Raw genomic sequence first — 20,053 nt, forward strand, 5'->3', positions numbered from 1 at the left:
GGAGGCTGTTCCTGTGCCACCGGCGAACGATCTGCGGCCCGCGCGCCGCTCGCCGGTGTTGCCCTCGTACCCCTCGCTCACGTCCTGCCGCCCCTCGGTGACGTTCGGTCAAGCCCGGCGCATGATCCGGGAGTTGTGCTCACGCTTCCTTGCGGAGGACGATCCTACGGTTGTGGACCGGGGGCGCATCAAGGGTCTCATGAGGACACGTGCGCGGGCGTACGGTCCCAGTCCTTCGGCAGTGACGGTACCGCCCAGGACGGATCCGGGCGCCAGTGCTGCCAGCCGGCCGAGAAGGGCGCCTCCCAGGCCTCGACGGCGGCCACCGCGGCCAGGCCCGCCGCCCGCACCGCCGCGGCCGTCTCCGCGGCCATCAGCCCGTCCCGCTGGGCCTGCGCGAACTCGTCCTCGTCGAGCCATCGCCAACTGCGGTCCGGGTGCACGGAGATGTCCAGAAAGTGGTCCTCCGAGTCCACTCCGCCGTCCCAGCGGGCCAGTGGCTGCTCCAGGTTGACGTACCAGTTCTTGAACTGCCAGCCCGGCTCCCAGAACAGCCACACCGACCAGGGCTGACCGGGCCGGGCCAGCTTCAGCACGCCGGTGCCGCGCCAGTGGCCGTGCGTGACGGACCGGGGTTTGGTGTAGCGGGACTCCAGCGGTTCCTCACCGACCGACGAGCCGTCGGCGAGCACGGGCCTGACGCACTCGGTGCCGGGGGCCAGCCAGACAGCGAGCAGTTCCTCGTCGTCGCGGACGACGGTGACGGGGCGCGCGATGTGGAAGGCGTGCCCGGCGTTCTCCCGGTACCGCCACAGGATCTGGCTCCCAGGGGTCCAGAAACCGGTCCCGTCGCCGGTCGCACCGCCCGTTTCCCCGCGCATCACGCGTCTCACCGCTCCACCGTCTGCCATGCACAGATATTAGGTGCCGTAGGCATACGACGCTGCGGTGGACGTCACGGTTCTGGCCGGGCGGCGCGAAACGTTCGCACGTGGTTACGGCCGTGTCATCCGCAGGACATCCAGCGCCTCGTCCAGCTGCCCGACGGTCAGGTCGCCCCGCTCGACGTACCCGCTCTCGATGACCACCTGGCGGATCGTCTTACGTTCCGCGAGCGCCTTCTTGGCCACCTTGGCGGCTTCCTCGTACCCGATGTACCTGTTGAGCGGCGTGACCACGGACGGCGACGACTCGGCGTACTCCCGGGCCCGCTCCCGGTGCGCCGTGATCCCGTCCACGGTCCGGTCGGCCAGCAGCCGCGAGACGTTGGCGAGCAGCCGGACGGACTCCAGCACGTTCTTCCCGATGACCGGCAGCATGACGTTGAGCTCGAAGTTCCCGGCCGCGCCGGCCACGGCGATGGTCTGGTCGTTCCCGACGACCTGCGCGGCCACCATCAGCACGGCCTCGGGGATGACCGGGTTGACCTTCCCCGGCATGATCGAGGACCCCGGCTGCAGGTCGGGCAGCGAGATCTCGGCGAGCCCGGTCCGCGGCCCCGAGGACATCCACCGCAGGTCGTTGGCGATCTTCGTCAGCCCGACCGCGACGGTCCGCAGCTGCCCGCTGGTCTCCACGATCCCGTCCCGGGCACCCTGCGCCTCGAAGTGGTTGCGGGCCTCCGTGAACGGCAGCCCGGTGACCCGCGCGACCTCCTCGATCACCGCGGCGGAGAACCCCGGCGGGGTGTTGATCCCGGTGCCCACCGCCGTCCCGCCGAGCGGCAGTTCGGCCAGCCGGGGCAGCGAGGCCCGCAGCCGCTCGACGCCGTACCGCACCTGCGCCGCGTACCCGCCGAACTCCTGCCCCAGCGTGACCGGCGTCGCGTCCATCAGATGGGTCCGCCCCGACTTCACCACGTCGGCGAACTCCTCGGACTTCCTGGTGAGCGAGTCGGCGAGGTGCTCCAGGGCCGGAATCAGGTCACGGGTGACGGCGGCGGTGGCGGCGATGTGGATGGACGACGGGAACACGTCGTTGGAGGACTGCGAGGCGTTCACGTGGTCGTTCGGATGGACGTCCCGTCCCAGCCGCTCGGTCGCCAGCGTCGCGAGGACCTCGTTGGTGTTCATGTTCGACGAGGTGCCGGACCCGGTCTGGAACACGTCCACGGGGAAGTGCTCGTCCCACTTCCCCTCCGCGACCTCCTCGGCCGCCTCCTGGATCGCTTGCGCGACGTCCTTGTCGACCACCCCCAGCTCGGCGTTCACCTTGGCCGCCGCGCCCTTGACGCGGGCCAGCGCCTCGATGTGCGCGCGCTCGATCCGCTGCCCGGAGACGGGGAAGTTCTCGACGGCCCGTTGCGTCTGGGCCCGCCACTTGGCGTGCGCGGGGACCCGGACCTCGCCCATGGAGTCGTGTTCGATGCGGTAGTCGCTCATGCCCTTGTCAGCGATCGGGGGGCGGCGGTTGTTCCGGGCGCCTGCTGCATTGGCACCACGGACGTCACCGGGACGGGGGACTGCCCCTCCGCTCGCCGGGCGGGGCATCCCGGACAAGTGTGACGATCGCCCCAAGGCGGCAAGGCGATTCCCTGCCGTCACCACGGCTACCAGGAGGGCCACTCATGAACTTCACTCCAAAGGGTCTGCTCGGCGCCCTGGCGGCGGTGTCCATAGGCACGGCGACCCTGCTGGGCGCGGGTGCCGGCACCGCCGCCGCCGAAGGCGGAGCCCACCGGGCCCACTGCGACCGCGCCGAACGCCCGGTCTGGAGCGGCGATCCCAGCCGCAACATGACGAGCCACGGCTGCACCCTGCCGTCCAGCAAACGTCCCTGGTACCGCGTCGCCATCGACAACCTGGCGCAGCCCCACCACACGACGGACTACGCGAACGGCCCGGTCGACCACACCGAGAAACTCCACGACGAAACCGTCCGGTGCATGGGCTACACCAAGGACCGCGACACGGTGAACTGGTTCGGCTGCATCCCCGACTGACGGCGCTTGTTCATCAGCCCGTCCGGCGTTTGAGGACGAGACCGGCCCGCACCTCACCATCCGGCCCGTCCGGCGTTTGAGCACGAGACCGGTCCGCACCTCACCATCCGCCCCGTCCGGCGTCTGAGCACGAGGCCGGTCCGCACCTCACCATCCGGCCCGTCCGGCGTTTGAGGACGAGACCGACCCGCGCCCCATCCTCCAGCCCGTCCGCCGTCTGAGGACGACGACGGGCCCGCGCCCCCACTGTCCAGCCCGTCCGGCGTTTGAGGACGAGGCCGGAGGCCGAAGCGGGGGTCCGGGGGCGGCAGCCCCCGAAACGGGCGGTCGAAGGGGGCCCACCCCCTGGAAGGACGGGACGGGTAGGGGCGGCGGGGGCGACATCCTCCCCCCCCCGCCGCCCCGGACGCACTACGCCAGCCCGGGCCCCCGCACCGGGATCGTGGTGAACGTCGGAGCCGGGGCGGGGTCCTGGAAGAAGTCGTTGCCCTTGTCGTCCACGACGACGAACGCCGGGAAGTCCTCGACCTCGATCTTCCAGACCGCCTCCATGCCGAGTTCCTCGTACTCGACGACCTCGACCTTCTTGATGCAGTCCTGCGCGAGCCGCGCGGCCGGCCCCCCGATGGAGCCGAGATAGAACCCGCCGTGCGCCTCGCACGCGTCGGTGACCTGCTTGCTGCGATTCCCCTTCGCGAGCATCACCTTGGAGCCCCCGGCGGCCTGGAACTGCTCGACATAGGAGTCCATGCGCCCGGCCGTCGTGGGCCCGAAGGACCCGGAGGCGTACCCCTCGGGCGTCTTCGCGGGCCCCGCGTAGTACACCGGGTGGTCCTTCAGGTACTGCGGCATCTCCTCACCCGCGTCGAGCCGCTCCTTGATCTTGGCGTGCGCGATGTCCCGCGCCACGACCAGCGGCCCGGTGAGCGAGAGCCGCGTCTTGACCGGGTACTTGGTCAGCTCGGCGAGGATCGTGTCCATCGGCTGGTTGAGGTCGATCCGCACCACGTCCGAGGACTCGTCGAGGTGCTCGTCCGTCGTCTCCGGCAGGAACCGCGCCGGGTCCGTCTCCAGCTGCTCCAGGAACACGCCCTCGGCGGTGATCTTCGCGACCGCCTGCCGGTCGGCGGAGCAGGAGACCGCGATGGCGACCGGGCAGGACGCGCCGTGCCGAGGAAGCCGGACCACCCGCACGTCGTGGCAGAAGTACTTGCCGCCGAACTGCGCGCCGATCCCGATCTTCTGGGTCAGCTCGAAGACCTTCTGCTCCAGGTCCTTGTCCCGGAAGCCGTGCCCGAGCTCCGAGCCCTCGGCGGGGATCTCGTCCAGGTAGTGCGCGGAGGCGTACTTGGCGGTCTTCAGCGCGTACTCGGCGCTCGTACCGCCCACCACGATCGCCAGGTGGTACGGCGGGCAGGCGGCCGTGCCGAGCGAACGGATCTTCTCCTCCAGGAACTTCATCATGGAGGCCTCGTTGAGGACGGCCTTCGTCTCCTGGTAGAGGAACGACTTGTTGGCCGAGCCGCCGCCCTTCGCCATGAAGAGGAACTTGTAGGCGCCGCCGTCGGTGGCGTACAGCTCGATCTGGGCCGGCAGGTTCGACCCCGTGTTCTTCTCCTCCCACATGGTGAGGGGAGCCATCTGCGAGTAGCGCAGGTTGAGGTTCAGGTACGCGTCGTAGATGCCGCGGCTCAGCGCCGCCTCGTCGCCGCCCTCGGTCAGCACGTTCTGCCCGCGTTTGCCCATGACGATCGCCGTGCCGGTGTCCTGGCACATGGGCAGCACGCCGGCCGCCGCGATGTTGGCGTTCTTCAGCAGGTCGAGCGCGACGAACTTGTCGTTGCCCGACGCCTCCGGGTCGTCGACGATCCGGCGGAGCTGGGCGAGGTGGGCCGGGCGCAGGTAGTGCTGGATGTCGTGGATCGCCTCCTCGGCGAGCTTGCGCAGCGCCTCCGGCTCCACCTTGAGGAACGTCCGCCCGTCCGGTCCCTCGACGGTGGACACATCCTCCGAGGTCACCAGCCGGTACGGGGTGGTGTCCTCGCCCTGGGGGAGCAGATCGGTATACGCGAACTCAGGCATCTCAGCCCATTCCTCACTCTGACGGACGGCCGCCCGCCGACGCTGGCGGGCGCTGTCCAGCGTAGAACCTGCCGCTGACACGGAACCTGTGAGGTAAGGCTCAGTTCGCGGAGGGGACGGGTTTTCCACAGGTCGCGGCGAGGGGTAGTCGCGATCTATCGCGTTTCGGTACGCTGCTGCCGTGGACCTTCAGAAGCAGACTCCTCAGGAGCGGGCCGGGGCGCCGGTGGCCGAGCTGCGCGCCTCCGACGCGGACCGCGACCGTATCGCCGACATCCTGCGGGAGGCCCTCGCCGAGGGGCGCCTGACCGCCGACGAGCACGCCGAGCGCGTGGAGGGGGTGCTGAGCGCCAAGACGGTGGGCGAGCTGGAGGTCTTCATACGGGACCTGCCCGCGGCCCACGCCCGCCCGGCCGCCCCGGCCTACACGCCGGTGCCGCCGCGGCCGACGCCCGGCGCGATCCCCGTCGAGGCGGACAGCAACGTGGTCGCCGTCTTCAGCAGCGCCCGTCGCCGCGGCCGCTGGCGGGCCGGCCGCCGGCTGCACGCCTACGCGGTCTTCGGCTCCATCGAGCTGGACCTCACCGAGGCGATCTTCGAGTACCAGCAGGTCGTCATCAAGGCGATCTCGGTCTTCGGTGACGTCCAGATCCGTGTTCCTGAGAACGTGTCGCTGCGCGGCACCGGGGGCGGCGTGCTCGGCAACTTCGAGGCGGACACGCTGGATTCGGTCGACTCCGACGCGCCGGTCGTCTACGTCGACGGCTGGGCCGTCCTCGGCAACGTGGAGGCGCGGCCGAAGCGCGGAAAGGTCATCGCGGACATCCTGGACCGGGTTCAGGACAAGGTCGACCGGAAGTTGCGCAAACACCTGGACCGTTGACGGTCGCGAATCACTCCTTGCCCAGCGGCCCCAGGGGTCGTGAACGAGCCTACGGGCTACGGCTGTTGAGAACGCTGTGCATAGGCCCGCGCACAGCGGGTAGGCCTTGCTGCATCGTCTCTCGCTCGCGAAGCCGTCGTCAGGAGTAGACCCGTGCTGCAACCGCCGCATTCGTCCCTGCAGGTAGCTGCCGTTCCGGCCCAGCGGGTGCCAGTGCGGGACAGGGACCAAGACGCACCCTGGCACACCGAGGCGGTGTGCCGGCGCGACGAGGCCGGCCTGTTCTTCGCACCCTCCAAGGAACCCACCGCCGCCCGGCTGTCCCGCGAGGAGGCGGCCAAGCGGGTCTGTGCCCGCTGCCCTGTGATGGTCGAGTGCCGCGAACACGCGCTGCTCCAGCCCGAGCCCTACGGCGTCTGGGGCGGCCTCACCGCGGCGGAGCGCCGCGTGGTCCTGGCCCGCCGCAGGCGCCGCGAGATGGAACTGAAGAAGGCGGCGCGAGCGGCAGCGGCGAACCGCATAGCACAGGCAGGCTGACGAAAAGGCGCCCTCTCCGCACCGAGGGCGCCTTTCTGATCGGCCTGAGGGGAAGCGCGCCCCGAAGGCGCGCGGGAACTGCGCGACCAGCCACGGCGCACCCGCAGCCACACGCGGTCGGCAGCCCCCTCGTCGCCGGCGTTACTTCGGCCTGTCGAAATCCACCGTGCTGTAGGCCCGCAGCTTGCGCAGCCTGTGCTCGGAGTCGATCCGCCGCACCGTCCCCGACTTCGACCGCATCACGATGGACTCGGTCAGTGCGGTCTCCGACCGGTACCGAACGCCCCGCAGCAGTTCGCCGTCGGTGATGCCCGTCGCGACGAAGAAGACGTTCTCGCCGGTCACCAGGTCCTCGGTGGTCAGCACCCGGTCCAGGTCGTGCCCGGCGTCGATCGCCCGCTGGCGCTCCTCGTCGTCCTTGGGCCACAGCTTGCCCTGGATGGTCCCGCCGAGGCACTTCACGGCGCACGCCGAGATGATGCCCTCGGGCGTGCCGCCGATCCCGAGCAGCATATCGACGCCCGTGCCCTCGCGCAGCGCGTAGATCGACCCGGCGACGTCACCGTCGGAGATCAGCTTGATGCGCGCGCCGGCCTCCCGGATCTCCTTGATGATCCCTTCGTGCCGCGGCCGGTCGAGGATGACGACGGTCACGTCCTCCGGCGTGGCCCGCTTCGCCTTGGCGACCCGCCGGATGTTGACGGAGACGGGCGCGTCGATGTCGACGAAGTCCGCCGCCTCCGGGCCCGTGACCAGTTTGTCCATGTAGAAGACGGCGGACGGGTCGAACATGGCCCCACGCTCGGCCGCGGCCAGCACGGCGATCGCGTTGGGCATGCCCTTGGCGGTCAGCGTCGTCCCGTCGATCGGGTCGACGGCGATGTCGACCTCGGGTCCGGTGCCGTCGCCGATGCGCTCTCCGTTGAAGAGCATCGGGGCCTCGTCCTTCTCGCCCTCGCCGATGACGACCACGCCGTTCATCGACACGGTGGAGACGAGGGTCCGCATCGCGCGCACCGCGGCGCCGTCGGCGCCGTTCTTGTCGCCGCGGCCGACCCAGCGTCCCGCGGCCATCGCGGCGGCCTCGGTCACCCGGACCAGCTCCAGGGCGAGGTTGCGGTCGGGGGCCTCGGAGGGAACATCGAGTTCGGACGGCAGGTGATGATGATTCTCGGTCATCGGAGCGCACCTTTCTGATACGACGACGGCCGGATGAGGGTTTCCCGTCGACTCTATCGCCAGGCTGACAAAATGAGCAGGGGACCCCACGGATGAGCGCAGCGGGCACCTGCGACGATAGGGGACGTGGCAGGCACGAACGGCAAGCAGAAGACGGTCCGGGACATGATTCTCTCCCTGGCCCTGATCGGCCTCGCGGCGGGCTTCATCTACCTGCTCGTCCCGCACGACGATCACGCTCCCGACATCCAGCGGGTCGACTACCGGGTCGAGCTGCTGACGGCACGGCGCGCGGCGAGCTATCCGGTGGCCGCGCCCCAGGGCCTGCCCAGCACCTGGAAGGCCACCTCGGTCCGCTTCCAGGGTGAGGCCGGGGACCGCTGGCATCTCGGCTACCAGACCCCCGACGGTCAGTACGTCCAGATCGAGCAGTCGACTCAGAAGCGCGCGGACTTCATCGACGACGCCAGCCAGGGCGCGTCGGCCACGAAGACGACCGAGAAGATCGGCGACCGCACCTGGACGCACTACACCGGCGGCCGCTACGACGCGCTGGTGCTGGACGGCACCACCGGCTCCACCACGGTCGTGGCCGGCACCGCCTCCTTCACCGAGCTGACGAAGATGGCCGCGGCCCTGAAGTTGTCCTGACGCGGGCGTCACGGCGTGAACGCGAGAGGCCCCCGGCGCCGTTGCCGGGGGCCTCTCAGCATTTTTTTCGGCGGGCTCAGACGGTCGTGACGACGTCGTCGTAGGCCAGGCGCGGGGAGCGCGGGAACCAGGCGTCCGGGCCCGGCTTGCCGATGTTGACGACCACGAACGGGGTGTGGTCGTCGTCCAGGAACTCCTTCTGGATGCCCGCGAAGTCGACGCCGGTCATCGGGCCGGCGGCGAGACCGGCGGCGCGGACGCCGATGATGAAGTAGGCGGCCTGGAGGGCGGCGTTCAGGGCGGCGCTGCCCTCGCGCACGGCGCGGTCGCCGAAGACGGCGTCCTTGGCCTGCGGGAAGTGCGGGAAGAGCTCCGGGAGCTCCTCGTGGAACTCGTTGTCCGCGGCGAGGATCGCGACCAGCGGGGCGGTGGCGGTCTTCTTCTGGTTGCCCTCGGCCATGTGCTGCACGAGGCGCTCGCGGGCCTCGGGGGAGCGGACCAGGACCACGCGCAGCGGCGACTGGTTCATGGAGGTCGGGCCGTACTTGACCAGGTCGTAGATCGCCTGCACCTGCTCGTCGGTCACCGGCTCGTCGGTGAAGGTGTTGGCGGTGCGGGCCTCGCGGAACAGCAGGTCCTGAGCGGCGGGGTCGAGAACGAGTGACATGATTTAACTTCCTGGGGGGTCGCATCACGTTCAAATCCGGACCGCGGTCCGGATAGGCTGACGGCACGACCTTACGCGAGGAAGGTTCAAGGTTCAACAAAGGCGGGACCTCGCTCGGTGATCCGCCTCACACGGGTTCACGTCGACACCACGCCAAGAGCCCCGCGAGCACCCCGCTCAGCCTTCCTCCCCGGCCTCGCCCCCCTCGTCCTCCTCCTCGGCCAGGGCCGCGTCCAGCCGGGCCCGCGCCCCCTCCAGCCACCGCCGGCACACCTTGGCCAGCTCCTCGCCCCGCTCCCAGAGCGCCAGCGACTCCTCAAGGCTCGTCCCGCCGGCCTCCAGCCGCCGCACGGTCTCGATCAGCTCGTCCCGCGCCTGCTCGTAGGAGAGCGTCTCCTCGGCCCTGCCGCTCATGCACACACCTCTCTCATCCGCCCGTACGGCATGGACTAGCCGTCCACCCGCACCGTGAACTCACCCTCGGCGACCCGCGCCCGCAGCGCCTCGCCCGGTTCGACCTCCGCGCCGTCGCGCACCACGTGGCCGTCGCCCTTCTGCAGCACGGCGTAACCGCGCTTCAGCGTGGCGGCCGGGGAGAGGGCCACCACGCGCGCGTGCGTGTGCGTCAGCTCGGAGTCGGCGCGGTCGAGCAGATGCCCGAGGGTGCGCCGCGAACGGTCCACCAGCGAGGCGACGTGATCGGCCCGCTCGTCGACCATCCGGTGCGGGTCCTCCATGGCCGGCCGCGCGAGCGCGTTGGCCAGTCCCCGCTCCTCCCGCCCTACCAGCGCGTCGACACACCGCCGCCCCCGGTCCCGCAGCATCCGCACCCGCTCCGCCTCTTCCCCCACGTCCGGGACGACCTTCTTCGCGGCGTCGGTCGGGGTGGAGGCACGCAGGTCCGCGACGTAGTCGAGCAACGGGTTGTCGGGCTCGTGCCCGATGGCGGAGACGACCGGCGTACGGCACTCCGCGACCGCCCGCACCAGCTGCTCGTCGGAGAAGGGCAGCAGATCCTCCACGCTGCCGCCCCCGCGCGCGACGATGATCACATCCACCTCCTCGATCGCGTCCAGCTCCTTCACGGCCTGCACGACCTGCGGGACGGCGTGCACGCCCTGCACCGGCACGTTCCGCACCTCGAACCGCACCGCGGGCCACCGGTGCCGAGCGTTCTCCAGCACGTCCCGCTCGGCGGCCGACGCCCGCCCGCACACCAGCCCGATCAGCTGCGGCAGAAACGGCAACGGCTTCTTCCGTCCGGCGGCGAACAGCCCCTCGGCGGCCAGCGCCTTCTTGAGCATCTCCAGCCGCGCCAGCAGCTCCCCGACCCCGACCGGCCGTATCTCGGCGGCCCGCAGGGACAGCTGCCCACGCGGCGCGTACCACTCGGGTTTCGCGTGCACGACGACCCGGGCCCCCTCGCCGACCACGTCGGCCACGGCGTCGAAGACCTGCCGGAAGCAGGTCACGCCGATCGAGATGTCGTACGACGGATCCCGCAACGTCAGGAACACGACCCCGGCCCCCGGCCGCCGCGACAGCTGCGTGATCTGCCCCTCGACCCAGACGGCCCCGAGCCGGTCGATCCACCCCCCGATGAGCCGGGAGATCTCGCCGACGGGCACGGGAGCTTCAGCGGACGTGTTCAAAGCCATGCGCCGAGCGTAACGGCGCGCACCGACAGCGCCCTCCAGCCCGTCCGGAGTCCGCGGACGAGGCCGTTCAGGCCGCGCGGGGGGCCGGCCGCGCTGCATGACCAGCACCACCAGCCCCGCCCCCAGCGCACCCGGGCCCCGCCCCCCGACCTGCCCGCGCACCCCCGCGTCTTCCATGTCTTCCGTGTCTTCCGCCAGTCTCCCCGGGATCGTCACCCGGAGGCGATCTTCGACCCCCCGAACGCGGCCTTACGATGGGTGCCATGACTGCTTCGCCTGGCCGCCGTGTCCTGCTCGCCGCCCCCCGTGGCTACTGCGCGGGTGTGGACCGCGCCGTGATCGCCGTCGAGAAGGCCCTGGAGCAGTACGGGGCCCCGATCTATGTCCGGCACGAGATCGTCCACAACAAGTACGTCGTGCAGACCCTGGAGAAGAAGGGCGCGATCTTCGTCGAGCGGACCGAGGAGGTCCCGCCGGGGAACATCGTGATGTTCTCCGCGCACGGCGTCGCCCCCGTCGTCCACGAGGAGGCCGAGCGCGGCCGCCTCGCCACCATCGACGCGACCTGCCCGCTCGTCACCAAGGTCCACAAGGAAGCCGTCCGTTTCGCCAACGAGGACTACGACATCCTCCTGATCGGCCACGAGGGCCACGAGGAGGTCATCGGCACCTCCGGCGAGGCCCCCGACCACATCCAGCTGGTCGACGGCCCGGCGGACGTCGCCAAGGTCGAGGTCCGCGACGAGTCCAAGGTCGTCTGGCTCTCCCAGACCACCCTCTCCGTCGACGAGACGATGGAGACCGTCGACGCCCTCAAGGAGAAGTTCCCGCAGCTCATCTCGCCGCCCAGCGACGACATCTGCTACGCCACGCAGAACCGTCAGCTCGCCGTGAAGCAGATGGGCGCCGAGGCCGAACTGGTCATCGTGGTCGGCTCCCGCAACTCCTCCAACTCCAAGCGGCTGGTCGAGGTCGCCAAGCTGGCCGGCTCCCGCGCGGCCTACCTCGTCGACTTCGCCGACGAGATCGACGAGGCCTGGCTGGACGGTGTGACGACCGTCGGCGTCACCTCCGGTGCCTCCGTACCCGAGGTGCTGGTCGAGCAGGTCCTGGAGTGGCTCGCCGAGCGCGGCTACGGCGACGTCGAGATCGTCAAGGCGGCCGAGGAGTCCATCACCTTCTCGCTCCCCAAGGAACTCCGCCGTGACCTGCGCGAAGAGGCGGCCACCCTGGTCTCCGAGCGCGGCGGCACCGGCGCCGGCGCGTGACCATCGTCCGTACGACTGTGTGACCGCGGGGCCGTCCGACGTCGTGACTGTCAGTCGTACGACGTAACGTGGAGCCATGCAGATCTTCGGCGTGGACATCGGTGGTTCCGGGATCAAGGGCGCTCCCGTGGACCTGGACAAGGGCGACCTGGCCCAGGAGCGGTGCAAGGTGCTCACCCCGCACCCGGCGACGCCGGACAGCGTCGCCGACGGGGTCAAACAGGTCGTCGACCACTTCGGGTGGAGCGGCCCGGTCGGGCTCACCTTCCCAGGCGTGATCACCGACGGCACCCACATCCGTACGGCGGCGAACGTCGACAAGAGCTGGATCGACACCGACGCGCGCACGCTGTTCAGCGAGCGGCTCGGCGGTCTCCCGGTGACCGTGGTCAACGACGCGGACGCGGCGGGCGTGGCCGAGATCGAGTTCGGCGCCGGCCGGGGCCGCAGGGGAGTCGTCCTCCTGCTCACCTTCGGTACCGGCATCGGCAGCGCCCTGTTCGTCGACGGCGAGCTGGTCCCCAACACCGAGCTCGGCCACCTGGAGCTGGGCGGCCACGACGCCGAGAAGAAGGCCTCCAGCAAGGTCAAGGAGGACGAGGACCTGAGCTGGGAGCACTGGGCGCGCCGGGTCAACAAGTACCTGGCGCACGTCGAGATGCTCTTCACCCCGAGCCTGTTCATCATCGGCGGTGGGGTGAGCCGCAAGGCCGACAAGTTCCTGCCGTACATCGAGGGCATCAAGGCCGAGATCGTCCCGGCCCAGCTGCAGAACAACGCCGGGATCGTGGGCGCGGCGATGCGCGCGGCGCACCACGCCAAGTAGCCGGCACCCCCGTGACCCCGGCCCGGCCCGCCAGCCGGGGTCAGGTCCGGCGGCGCCGGACCGTCCGGGCCGTCCGGATCACCCGGATCCGGCGGACGACGACGATCACCCCGGCGATCAGCGTCCCGCCGTAGAGCCAGCCGGCCTGCGTGGACAGGGCCGTCACGAGGCCCATCACCGTGCCCAGGAAACCCCCGCCGCCGTCGTCGGCGACGGCCGTCAGGCCGACGGCGAAGGCGATCGGGATGACGACGGGAGCGGTCAGCAGGTCGCCCCCGCGCACCCACAGCGCGGTCAGCGCGGACACCGGCAGGGACAGCACGCCGTACACGGTCAGGGACGCCCCGAAAAGCAGGTCGTCCAGGAAGCCGAGCGAGAGCATCGCGGCCATGCAGAAGAGGCCGCAGCCGAGCCCGGTGAGCCGTGGGTTCGGCAGCCGCGCGGGCTGCGACACCGGTGCCGGACGCGACCTCCCCGGAGCGGGCCGGCGCCCTGCAGTCCCCGGCCGCGGTCTCGCCTGCGGAGGCAGCGGCGGACGGGGGCCGCCTCGACGCGGTCCGGGCTGTCGGGGTCGGGTCCTGTGATGCTCCACCGGACCAACCTAGGTCTGTTTATGTGCCCAGTCGCAGCCCAGACACGCCGAAACCAAGCCGAAGAGCGGCCCTTGGCCAGGTGTTCGACGCGGCCGCCGGCAGGGTGCCCCGAACCCCGTAAACTGGTGGATCGGCCGGCCCGCCGGCACTGGCAGCCCCCCCGGCTCACTCACCCACTCACTACGGGAAGTCGCAACGTGTCGCTCACGATCGGAATCGTCGGCCTGCCGAATGTCGGCAAGTCGACCCTGTTCAACGCCCTGACCAAGAACGACGTGCTCGCGGCCAACTACCCGTTCGCCACGATCGAGCCCAACGTGGGTGTCGTCGGCGTCCCCGACGCCCGTCTGGCCAAGCTGGCGTCGATCTTCAAGTCGGAGCGCATCCTTCCGGCCACGGTCGACTTCGTCGACATCGCGGGCATCGTGCGCGGCGCCTCCGAGGGCGAGGGCCTGGGCAACAAGTTCCTCGCGAACATCCGTGAGTCCGACGCGATCTGCCAGGTCATCCGGGCCTTCAAGGACGAGAACGTCGTGCACGTCGACGGCAAGGTCTCGCCGAAGGACGACATCGAGACGATCAACACCGAGCTGATCCTCGCCGACCTCCAGACCATCGAGAAGGTCCTGCCGCGGCTCCAGAAGGAGTCGCGCATCAAGAAGGACGTGGCCCCCAAGGTCAAGGCGGTCGAGGAGGCCAAGGAGATCCTGGAGAAGGGCGACACACTCTTCGCCCACGGCATCGTCCAGGGCACCGAGCGCAACGAGCTCCTCCACGACCTGCACCTCCTCACCACCAAGCCGTTCCTCTACGTCTTCAACGTCGACGAGGACGAACTGCTCGACGAGGACTTCAAGACCGAGCAGCGCGCCCTGGTCGCCCCCGCCGAGGCGATCTTCCTCAACGCCAAGCTGGAGCAGGACCTCGCCGAACTCGACGAGGAGGACGCCCTGGAGCTCCTGGAGTCGGTGGGCGCCGAGGAGCCCGGCCTCGCCACGCTCGCCCGCGTCGGCTTCGACACCCTCGGCCTGCAGACCTACCTGACGGCCGGCCCCAAGGAATCACGCGCCTGGACCATCAAGAAGGGCGCCACGGCCCCCGAGGCGGCCGGCGTGATCCACACCGACTTCCAGAAGGGCTTCATCAAGGCCGAGGTCATCTCCTTCACCGACCTCGTCGAAACCGGCTCGGTGGCCGAGGCCCGCGCCAAGGGCAAGGCCCGCATGGAGGGCAAGGACTACGTGATGCAGGACGGGGACGTGGTGGAGTTCCGCTTCAACGTCTGATCGAACGTGGACAAGCGGCCTGACCTGCGAGAAAGCAGGTCAGGCCGTTGTGCGGTCGGGGCGGCCAACAGTTGCTGGACGACCCGGTCCGGGAACCCGTTGGCCGGCTCGCTCATCGTTGATCAATTCCAGTGCTACGTTCGCGTGACAGGCCCCGTCGCCAGTGCGGTTGCGGCGGCTGTCAGGGTCGTCCGGGTCTGGAGTGCGACCTGGTGGTGGACGGGTGTCCGGCGTAGTCGCAGGGACTTCTCGAAGTCCGTGCACCAGGTGGTGAAGAGGTCGTCCAGGTCGCGGTGCAGTTCCGGGGCGGCGGGGTGGTCCGCCGCCCTCAGCAGTCGTAGCAGGAGGCCCGCGGCGCGGAGCGGCTGGCGCCGGGCCACGACGTCAAGGGCACAGATCTGGGCCGTCGTCACCCGCCGCGGATCGTCGGCGGCCTGGCGGGCGAGGGGTTCCCAGGAGTCGGCGACCAGGTCGTAGAGGCCGTCGGCCATCCACTCCAGGACGCGGCGCGGCGGGCTGACCCCGGGAGGCGGCAGGAAGGCGCGGGCCTTGTCGAGGACGCCGGTCACCTGGCGGCCGCCGTGCCGTACCAGGCCGGCCAGGTCGCGCAGCGCGGCGGCGGCCTCCGGATGCGGGGACGGGTCGGCGGCCAGGTCGCTCGCCCACATGGGCACCTCGACGATCGCGGTGACGCCGCCGTACCGCTGCGGGGCGCACCAGGTGGACAGGCCGATGTTCTCGGACCCGGCCGCCAGGCGGGCCGTGCTCTCAGGCGGCGGCAGGACGTAGACCCCGGGGCCGGGGTTCTCCCAGTACAGGGCGTCGAACGTGCCGCGCTGGACCGGGATGCCGAGCTCCGCGGCGGAGGTCCGGAAGGGGGCGGCGAGTCCCGGGAGGGCCTGGGTGAGCTGGACCCAGCTGCCGCCCGCCTCGACGCCGTGCAGGGAGCACTGGAGGAACGGCCGGAGTTCGTCGATCACATCGAACAGCGCCTGGCTCTCCGGGAGTTGCCGCGACTCGATCGGTGCCCACTCCGGCTGCTCCGCGCCGACCGGGCGGTAGGCGGTGCGGTAGTAGTCGTACACGGAGGGGGCGGGCCCCGCCGTGGCCTCCTCGAGCCCATGGCTCAGCGCGGCGCCGTCCGGGTCGAGGCACAGGACGATGTTCCAGGTGACTACGGCTTGGTCGGTCGCCGGGGACCGGTGGTCGCCGCGTGCCACCCGCTCCGCCAGGGCGAGTGCGGTCGTACCGCCGACCGGCTCGTCGGGGTGCGGCCGGGCGACCACCAGGACGTGACGCGGCCCGTGCCCCACGGACAGCATCTCGATCGGGCGGCCCGCGCGGGACGTCCCGATCCGGCGCAGCCGCACGGCTCCCGGATACCGGGACACCAGCCGCCGCGCCGAGTCGGTGACTTCCGCGACCGTGAGGTACCGGTCCATCATCCGCGTCTGATCACGAGCCGCCGTTGCCACCGCTGTCGCCGGTGGTCTCCTTCTTGTCGAGCGGCCTTATCTCGATCTTGTTGGCCATACCGTGTGTCCTCCTGTCACCGGCTGTGGTCTGCCGTGGTCGAGGTGCTCTTGTCAGAGTTGGCTCGTCCGACAACTCTTGTCAACGTCCGGTTTTGTATGGGTAGTTGAGACTGACGAGATTGGCGCGAAGATGACGGTGCGCACCATGCGGCGGCCGCGGATCAAGCCGGAACACCGGGCCTACCGGACCGTCGACGGCCATGTCCGGATCGGGAGCGTCGTGCACGGCATCGGCGCCGAGGTCCTCGATCCCGACGGCTGGGTGTGGACGCTGGTCGAGGCCATGGACGGGACCCGGGACACCGCGGACATCGCCGCCGAGGTCTCCCGCCGCCACCCGGAACTGCGGCTGCCGGAACCGGACGTCGTCCAGGCGATGACGGACCTGGCCATGGCCGGCTACGTGGAGGACGCCGGCGCCGAACCGCCCGCCGAGCTGTCCGCGCGGGAACGCGAACGCTACGGCAGGGGCATGGCCCTGCTGCGCTGGATGGACCTGCGGCCCAGGGAGAGCGCCTGGGAGCCGCAGCTCCGGCTGCGCCGGGCCAGGGTGCTGCTGGTCGGCGTCGGCGGCACCGGCGGAGCCGCCGCACGGGACCTGGTGGCCTCCGGGGTGGGGCGGCTGCACTGCGTGGAACCGGACGTCGTCGAACTGTCCAACCTCAACCGGCAGACCCTCTTCCGCGAGCGCGACCTCGGTACGCCCAAGATCGACGCGGCCCTGACGGCTCTGCGCGCCCTGAACTCGGACACGACGGTCACCGGCGAGCGCCGCGAGGTACGCGGCCCGGCGGACCTCGAAGACCTGCTGGCCGGTGCCGTGGGCGACTCGGCCGACGACTCGGCCGACGGGTCGGCAGGCGGCAGGGCAGGCGGCTCGGCCAGCGGCTCGGACGGCGCCTCGGACGGCGGCTCGACCGGCGGCTCGGGGTACGACGTGCTCCTCCTGGCCGCCGACCGGCCCGCGGTGATCCGCAGATGGGCCAACCAGGTCTGCCTGGCCACCGGCACGTCGTGGGCGGAAGCCGGTTACCGCGGCCCGCTGGTGAGCGTCGGGGTCTTCACGCCCGGCCGGGGCGCGTGCTGGGAGTGCCTGCGCAGCGCCGAGATCGAGCGGCGCGATCTGCGGCTGGCGCCCGGCCAGGACGAGGAGGCCGCGTCGCCCCGCATGCCGTGGAACCCGGTCAACGCGGTGACCGCGGGCCTGTCCGGCAGCCTGCTGGCCCATGCCGCGCTCATGCTGCTGTGCGGGATCCCGCCGATCGAACCCGGTTACCGGTCCGGCCTCAACCTCATGATGCCCGGCGATCCGGTCATGCAACGCTCGGAGCGCCGCCCCGACTGCCCCGCCTGTGGGACGACCGGGGCCGCAGGCGAAGCACGGAAACCCGGGGAAACCGAGGCGGCCGGGGACCTCCCGTGACGGACACCGCGGCGCGGGACCCGCTGCCGATCGAGCCGTCGGCCCGTGTCCTGCTGCACGACCTGGGGCTGCGGCAGGACCGGGACGAGTGGATCGTCGGCCGCATGGCCACCCGGACCTTCGTCGCCCTGCCGGCGGTCGGCGCACGCGCGGTGGCACTCCTGGGCGAGGGGCTGAGCGTGTCCCGCACCGCGGAGATCCTGCGAGCCGAGACCGGTGAGGAACTCGACATCCCGGACTTCGTCAGGGACCTGGCGGCCCTGGGGTTCGTGGCGCGGATCGGGGACCGCCCGGTCCCGGACACCGATCCGCCGCCGGCGTCCCTGCGGTGGCTGCGTCCCCACCACGTCCGGTACGCCCTGCACCCGGCGCTGCCCGTCCTCGTCGGAGTACTGCTGCTGGCGGCCGGCGTCGTCCTGACCCGCCGCCCCGACCTGCTCCCCGGCTACCGCGACCTGCTGTGGAGCCGGCACGGCAGCCTGGTCCTGCTCACCGGTGCGGCCGCGGGCTGGACGCTGGTGCTGGCCCACGAGCTGGCGCACCTGGTCACCGCCCGCGCAGCGGGTGTGCCGGGAAGGATACGGCTGGGCACCCGGCTCCAGTTCCTGGTCATGCAGACCGACATCAGCGGCATCGAGCTGGCGCCCCGCCGGCACCGGCTGACGGCCTACCTGTCCGGCATCGCCCTCAACCTGTCCGTCGCGTCGGCCGTGCTCCTGGTCCTGGCCCGCACGGACACCACGACGACGGCCCACCGGCTGCTGGCCGCGGTCCTGCTGCTGGCGCTGCTGCCGCTGCCCTTCCAGTTCATGGTGTTCACCCGCACCGACCTGTACTTCGTCCTCCAGGACCTCACGGGCTGCCGGGATCTGTACGGCGACGGTCTGGCCTACGCCCGGTACGTGTTCCGGCGGACGCGACGAGGGCCGGGCGGCGGCGCTGCCGGTGACCCGAGCGTTCGGCTGCCCCCGCACGAGCGCCGGGCCGTCCGCCTCTACAGCGTCGTCCTCGTGGCCGGGACGGTGGCCTGCCTGGCCTTCATGGCGGCCGTGACCCTGCCCGCCGACGTGACCCTGCTGGTCCGTGCGGCCCGCGGGCTGGGCCCGGACCACGGCCTCGCGGCCAACGCCGACTCCGCGGCGGTGCTCGTCACCCTCGGCGGCATCAACGTGCTGTGGGCGGTCACCTTTTGGCGCAACCGCCGCTCGCGCCGGGCCGACCGGTCCCGGACCAGCTGAGGGCAGAAGCCGGCCGACGCCCACGACACCAAGCGCCCGACGCCCACGACACCAAGCGCCCGACGCGCACGGCAGAAATGAGGCCCCCGGGCCCCCGGCCGCCCCCGGGCCTTCCGCCGCCACCCGGGCCTTCGGCCGCCCCCCCCGGGCCTTCGGCCGCCACCCCGGCCCCCTCCCGCTACCCCGACTCCCGCACCCGCAGCTCCGCCCCCACCTTCAGCTGGTCGGCGGGCAGTGGGTCGCTGCCGGTCAGCAGCCGGGCCGCCTGTTCGACGGTGAGGGCGCCGAGGCGGCGGGTGTCCAGGGCCACCGTGGTCAGCGGGGGGTCGACGAGCGTGCCCAGCTGCAGACCGTCGAAGCCGATCACGGCGAGGTCCCGGGGGATCTGCCGGCCGAGCCGGCGTGCGGCGCGCAGCGCTCCTATGGCGATGATGTCGTTGAAGGTGAACACGGCCGTCAGGTCCGGGTGCCCGGCGAGGAGCTCCTGGAGCGCGTCCTGCCCGCCCTCGACGCTCTGGTCGGCACGGGCCACGGCGGTCGAGTCCAGCCCGCACGCGGACATCGCGGTGTCGAACCACCGGTGCCGGATGCTCGGTTCGGACCGTTCGGCGTGGTCGAGCATGCCGATGTGCCGGTGTCCCGCCGCGGTCAGGTGCCTGATCGCCGCGTGCACGCCGCTCTCGCCGTCGATCCGGATCGAGCTGAACCGCTGGGTGCGGTGCTCGCGGTCGATGAGCACGACGGGGAGGCCCAGGGTCAGCCTGTCGATCTCGTCCTCGGGCAGGCTGAGATAGCCCACGACGGCGTCGACCTGGGAGGCGATCACCTCCAGCGTGCCCCGCTCCTCCTCGGTCCGGTCGCCGGTGTCGTACACGACGACGTGCCAGCCGCGGTCCCGGGCCGCCTCCAGCGCGGCCGCGGCGACCTCGGTGAAGAACGGGTTGAGCAGGTCGGGGATCACGAGGCCGACACTTATGGTGTCCTGCCGTACGAGCCCCCGGGCGAACCGGCTCGGCCGGTAGCCGAGCGCCAGGGCGGTGTCGAGCACGCGCTGCTTGGTGGAGGCGCCGATCTCGCCCTTGTCGTTGAGCGCCCGTGACACGGTCTGCCGGGAAACGCCCGCGGCCTCGGCCACATCGTCGATCGTGACCCTGCGGGGTCCGGTCCCCGACGACGCCATCACTCACCTCCGCGTAATTGCCGACGCGCCAGCGTCGCAGGGACACCGAGTATGCCCCGGTGCGTCGAAACCTTGACACTCTGGCGTTCGGAAGCCCACACTCCCA

19 protein-coding genes are annotated in these 20,053 nt (G+C 71.2%); 9 read left to right on the top strand and 10 right to left on the bottom strand.

The window, feature by feature from the left end:
• Nucleotides 1–197: 197 nt before the first annotated feature.
• On the bottom strand, nucleotides 198–911 hold the full coding sequence (locus tag ACFY0K_RS18205; protein WP_390640689.1) for a DUF402 domain-containing protein: 714 nt from the start codon (nucleotides 909–911) through the stop codon (nucleotides 198–200).
• Nucleotides 912–995: 84 nt separating this feature from the next.
• Nucleotides 996–2,381 carry a class II fumarate hydratase gene (locus tag ACFY0K_RS18210; protein WP_390640690.1) on the bottom strand — a complete coding sequence of 462 codons (1,386 nt, stop codon included), beginning with the start codon at nucleotides 2,379–2,381 and terminating at the stop codon, nucleotides 996–998.
• 185 nt (nucleotides 2,382–2,566) lie between these two features.
• On the opposite strand from ACFY0K_RS18210, the gene ACFY0K_RS18215 reads away from it, so the two are divergent.
• The gene (locus ACFY0K_RS18215) at nucleotides 2,567–2,941 is read left to right on the top strand and encodes a hypothetical protein (protein ID WP_390640691.1); all 375 of its coding nucleotides are present in this window, start codon (nucleotides 2,567–2,569) and stop codon (nucleotides 2,939–2,941) included.
• Nucleotides 2,942–3,352: 411 nt separating this feature from the next.
• Here the strand turns inward: ACFY0K_RS18215 and ACFY0K_RS18220 are convergent, their stop codons facing one another.
• Nucleotides 3,353–5,023: a fumarate hydratase gene (locus ACFY0K_RS18220; RefSeq protein WP_390640692.1), complete on the bottom strand. Its 1,671-nt coding sequence runs from the start codon at nucleotides 5,021–5,023 to the stop codon at nucleotides 3,353–3,355.
• A gap of 181 nt (nucleotides 5,024–5,204) precedes the next feature.
• On the opposite strand from ACFY0K_RS18220, the gene ACFY0K_RS18225 reads away from it, so the two are divergent.
• Entirely contained in the window at nucleotides 5,205–5,906 is a 702-nt protein-coding gene (locus ACFY0K_RS18225; RefSeq protein WP_351959528.1) for a DUF1707 domain-containing protein, read from the top strand.
• A 153-nt stretch (nucleotides 5,907–6,059) separates the two neighbouring features.
• Nucleotides 6,060–6,443, top strand: coding sequence for a WhiB family transcriptional regulator (locus tag ACFY0K_RS18230; RefSeq protein WP_351959529.1), 384 nt, complete (start codon nucleotides 6,060–6,062; stop codon nucleotides 6,441–6,443).
• A 141-nt stretch (nucleotides 6,444–6,584) separates the two neighbouring features.
• On the opposite strand, the gene glpX is transcribed toward ACFY0K_RS18230, so the two are convergent.
• A complete protein-coding gene (glpX, locus tag ACFY0K_RS18235) occupies nucleotides 6,585–7,622 on the bottom strand; it encodes a class II fructose-bisphosphatase (protein ID WP_093499329.1) in 1,038 nt (345 codons plus the stop codon).
• 126 nt (nucleotides 7,623–7,748) lie between these two features.
• Here glpX and ACFY0K_RS18240 point away from each other — a divergent pair, with 126 nt between their 5' ends.
• Nucleotides 7,749–8,273, top strand: a complete 525-nt coding sequence (locus ACFY0K_RS18240) for a DUF4245 domain-containing protein (RefSeq protein ID WP_351959530.1) — start codon at nucleotides 7,749–7,751, stop codon at nucleotides 8,271–8,273.
• A gap of 76 nt (nucleotides 8,274–8,349) precedes the next feature.
• Here ACFY0K_RS18240 and ACFY0K_RS18245 read toward each other — a convergent pair whose 3' ends face one another.
• The 3 genes from ACFY0K_RS18245 to xseA all read right to left on the bottom strand — a co-directional run bounded on the left by ACFY0K_RS18245 (nucleotide 8,350) and on the right by xseA (nucleotide 10,598).
• Complete coding sequence (locus tag ACFY0K_RS18245) at nucleotides 8,350–8,940, bottom strand: malonic semialdehyde reductase (protein WP_351959531.1); 591 nt, start codon at nucleotides 8,938–8,940, stop codon at nucleotides 8,350–8,352.
• Between the two features lie 177 nt (nucleotides 8,941–9,117).
• Complete coding sequence (locus tag ACFY0K_RS18250; protein ID WP_390640693.1) at nucleotides 9,118–9,354, bottom strand: exodeoxyribonuclease VII small subunit; 237 nt, start codon at nucleotides 9,352–9,354, stop codon at nucleotides 9,118–9,120.
• Nucleotides 9,355–9,389: 35 nt separating this feature from the next.
• Nucleotides 9,390–10,598 carry an exodeoxyribonuclease VII large subunit gene (gene xseA / locus ACFY0K_RS18255; protein WP_390640694.1) on the bottom strand — a complete coding sequence of 403 codons (1,209 nt, stop codon included), beginning with the start codon at nucleotides 10,596–10,598 and terminating at the stop codon, nucleotides 9,390–9,392.
• Between the two features lie 254 nt (nucleotides 10,599–10,852).
• Between xseA and ACFY0K_RS18260 the strand changes: the two genes are divergently transcribed.
• Complete coding sequence (locus ACFY0K_RS18260; RefSeq protein ID WP_390640695.1) at nucleotides 10,853–11,866, top strand: 4-hydroxy-3-methylbut-2-enyl diphosphate reductase; 1,014 nt, start codon at nucleotides 10,853–10,855, stop codon at nucleotides 11,864–11,866.
• 76 nt (nucleotides 11,867–11,942) lie between these two features.
• Complete coding sequence (gene ppgK / locus ACFY0K_RS18265; protein ID WP_390640696.1) at nucleotides 11,943–12,692, top strand: polyphosphate--glucose phosphotransferase; 750 nt, start codon at nucleotides 11,943–11,945, stop codon at nucleotides 12,690–12,692.
• 40 nt (nucleotides 12,693–12,732) lie between these two features.
• Here the strand turns inward: ppgK and ACFY0K_RS18270 are convergent, their stop codons facing one another.
• Nucleotides 12,733–13,284, bottom strand: a complete 552-nt coding sequence (locus ACFY0K_RS18270; protein WP_390640697.1) for a DUF6542 domain-containing protein — start codon at nucleotides 13,282–13,284, stop codon at nucleotides 12,733–12,735.
• A gap of 198 nt (nucleotides 13,285–13,482) precedes the next feature.
• On the opposite strand from ACFY0K_RS18270, the gene ychF reads away from it, so the two are divergent.
• On the top strand, nucleotides 13,483–14,571 hold the full coding sequence (ychF, locus tag ACFY0K_RS18275; RefSeq protein WP_352366525.1) for a redox-regulated ATPase YchF: 1,089 nt from the start codon (nucleotides 13,483–13,485) through the stop codon (nucleotides 14,569–14,571).
• Between the two features lie 134 nt (nucleotides 14,572–14,705).
• Here ychF and ACFY0K_RS18280 read toward each other — a convergent pair whose 3' ends face one another.
• Nucleotides 14,706–16,013, bottom strand: coding sequence for a M14 family zinc carboxypeptidase (locus ACFY0K_RS18280; RefSeq protein ID WP_390640963.1), 1,308 nt, complete (start codon nucleotides 16,011–16,013; stop codon nucleotides 14,706–14,708).
• Nucleotides 16,014–16,236: 223 nt separating this feature from the next.
• On the opposite strand from ACFY0K_RS18280, the gene ACFY0K_RS18285 reads away from it, so the two are divergent.
• Nucleotides 16,237–17,529: a HesA/MoeB/ThiF family protein gene (locus ACFY0K_RS18285; protein WP_390640698.1), complete on the top strand. Its 1,293-nt coding sequence runs from the start codon at nucleotides 16,237–16,239 to the stop codon at nucleotides 17,527–17,529.
• Nucleotides 17,526–18,767: a hypothetical protein gene (locus ACFY0K_RS18290; RefSeq protein ID WP_390640699.1), complete on the top strand. Its 1,242-nt coding sequence runs from the start codon at nucleotides 17,526–17,528 to the stop codon at nucleotides 18,765–18,767. Before ACFY0K_RS18285 ends, ACFY0K_RS18290 begins: the two co-directional genes overlap by 4 nt.
• A gap of 178 nt (nucleotides 18,768–18,945) precedes the next feature.
• On the opposite strand, the gene ACFY0K_RS18295 is transcribed toward ACFY0K_RS18290, so the two are convergent.
• Nucleotides 18,946–19,947, bottom strand: coding sequence for a LacI family DNA-binding transcriptional regulator (locus ACFY0K_RS18295; protein ID WP_390640700.1), 1,002 nt, complete (start codon nucleotides 19,945–19,947; stop codon nucleotides 18,946–18,948).
• Nucleotides 19,948–20,053 lie beyond the last annotated feature (106 nt).

It is taken from the genome of Streptomyces sp. NPDC001507 (genome assembly GCF_042894765.1).
GTDB lineage: Bacteria > Actinomycetota > Actinomycetes > Streptomycetales > Streptomycetaceae > Streptomyces.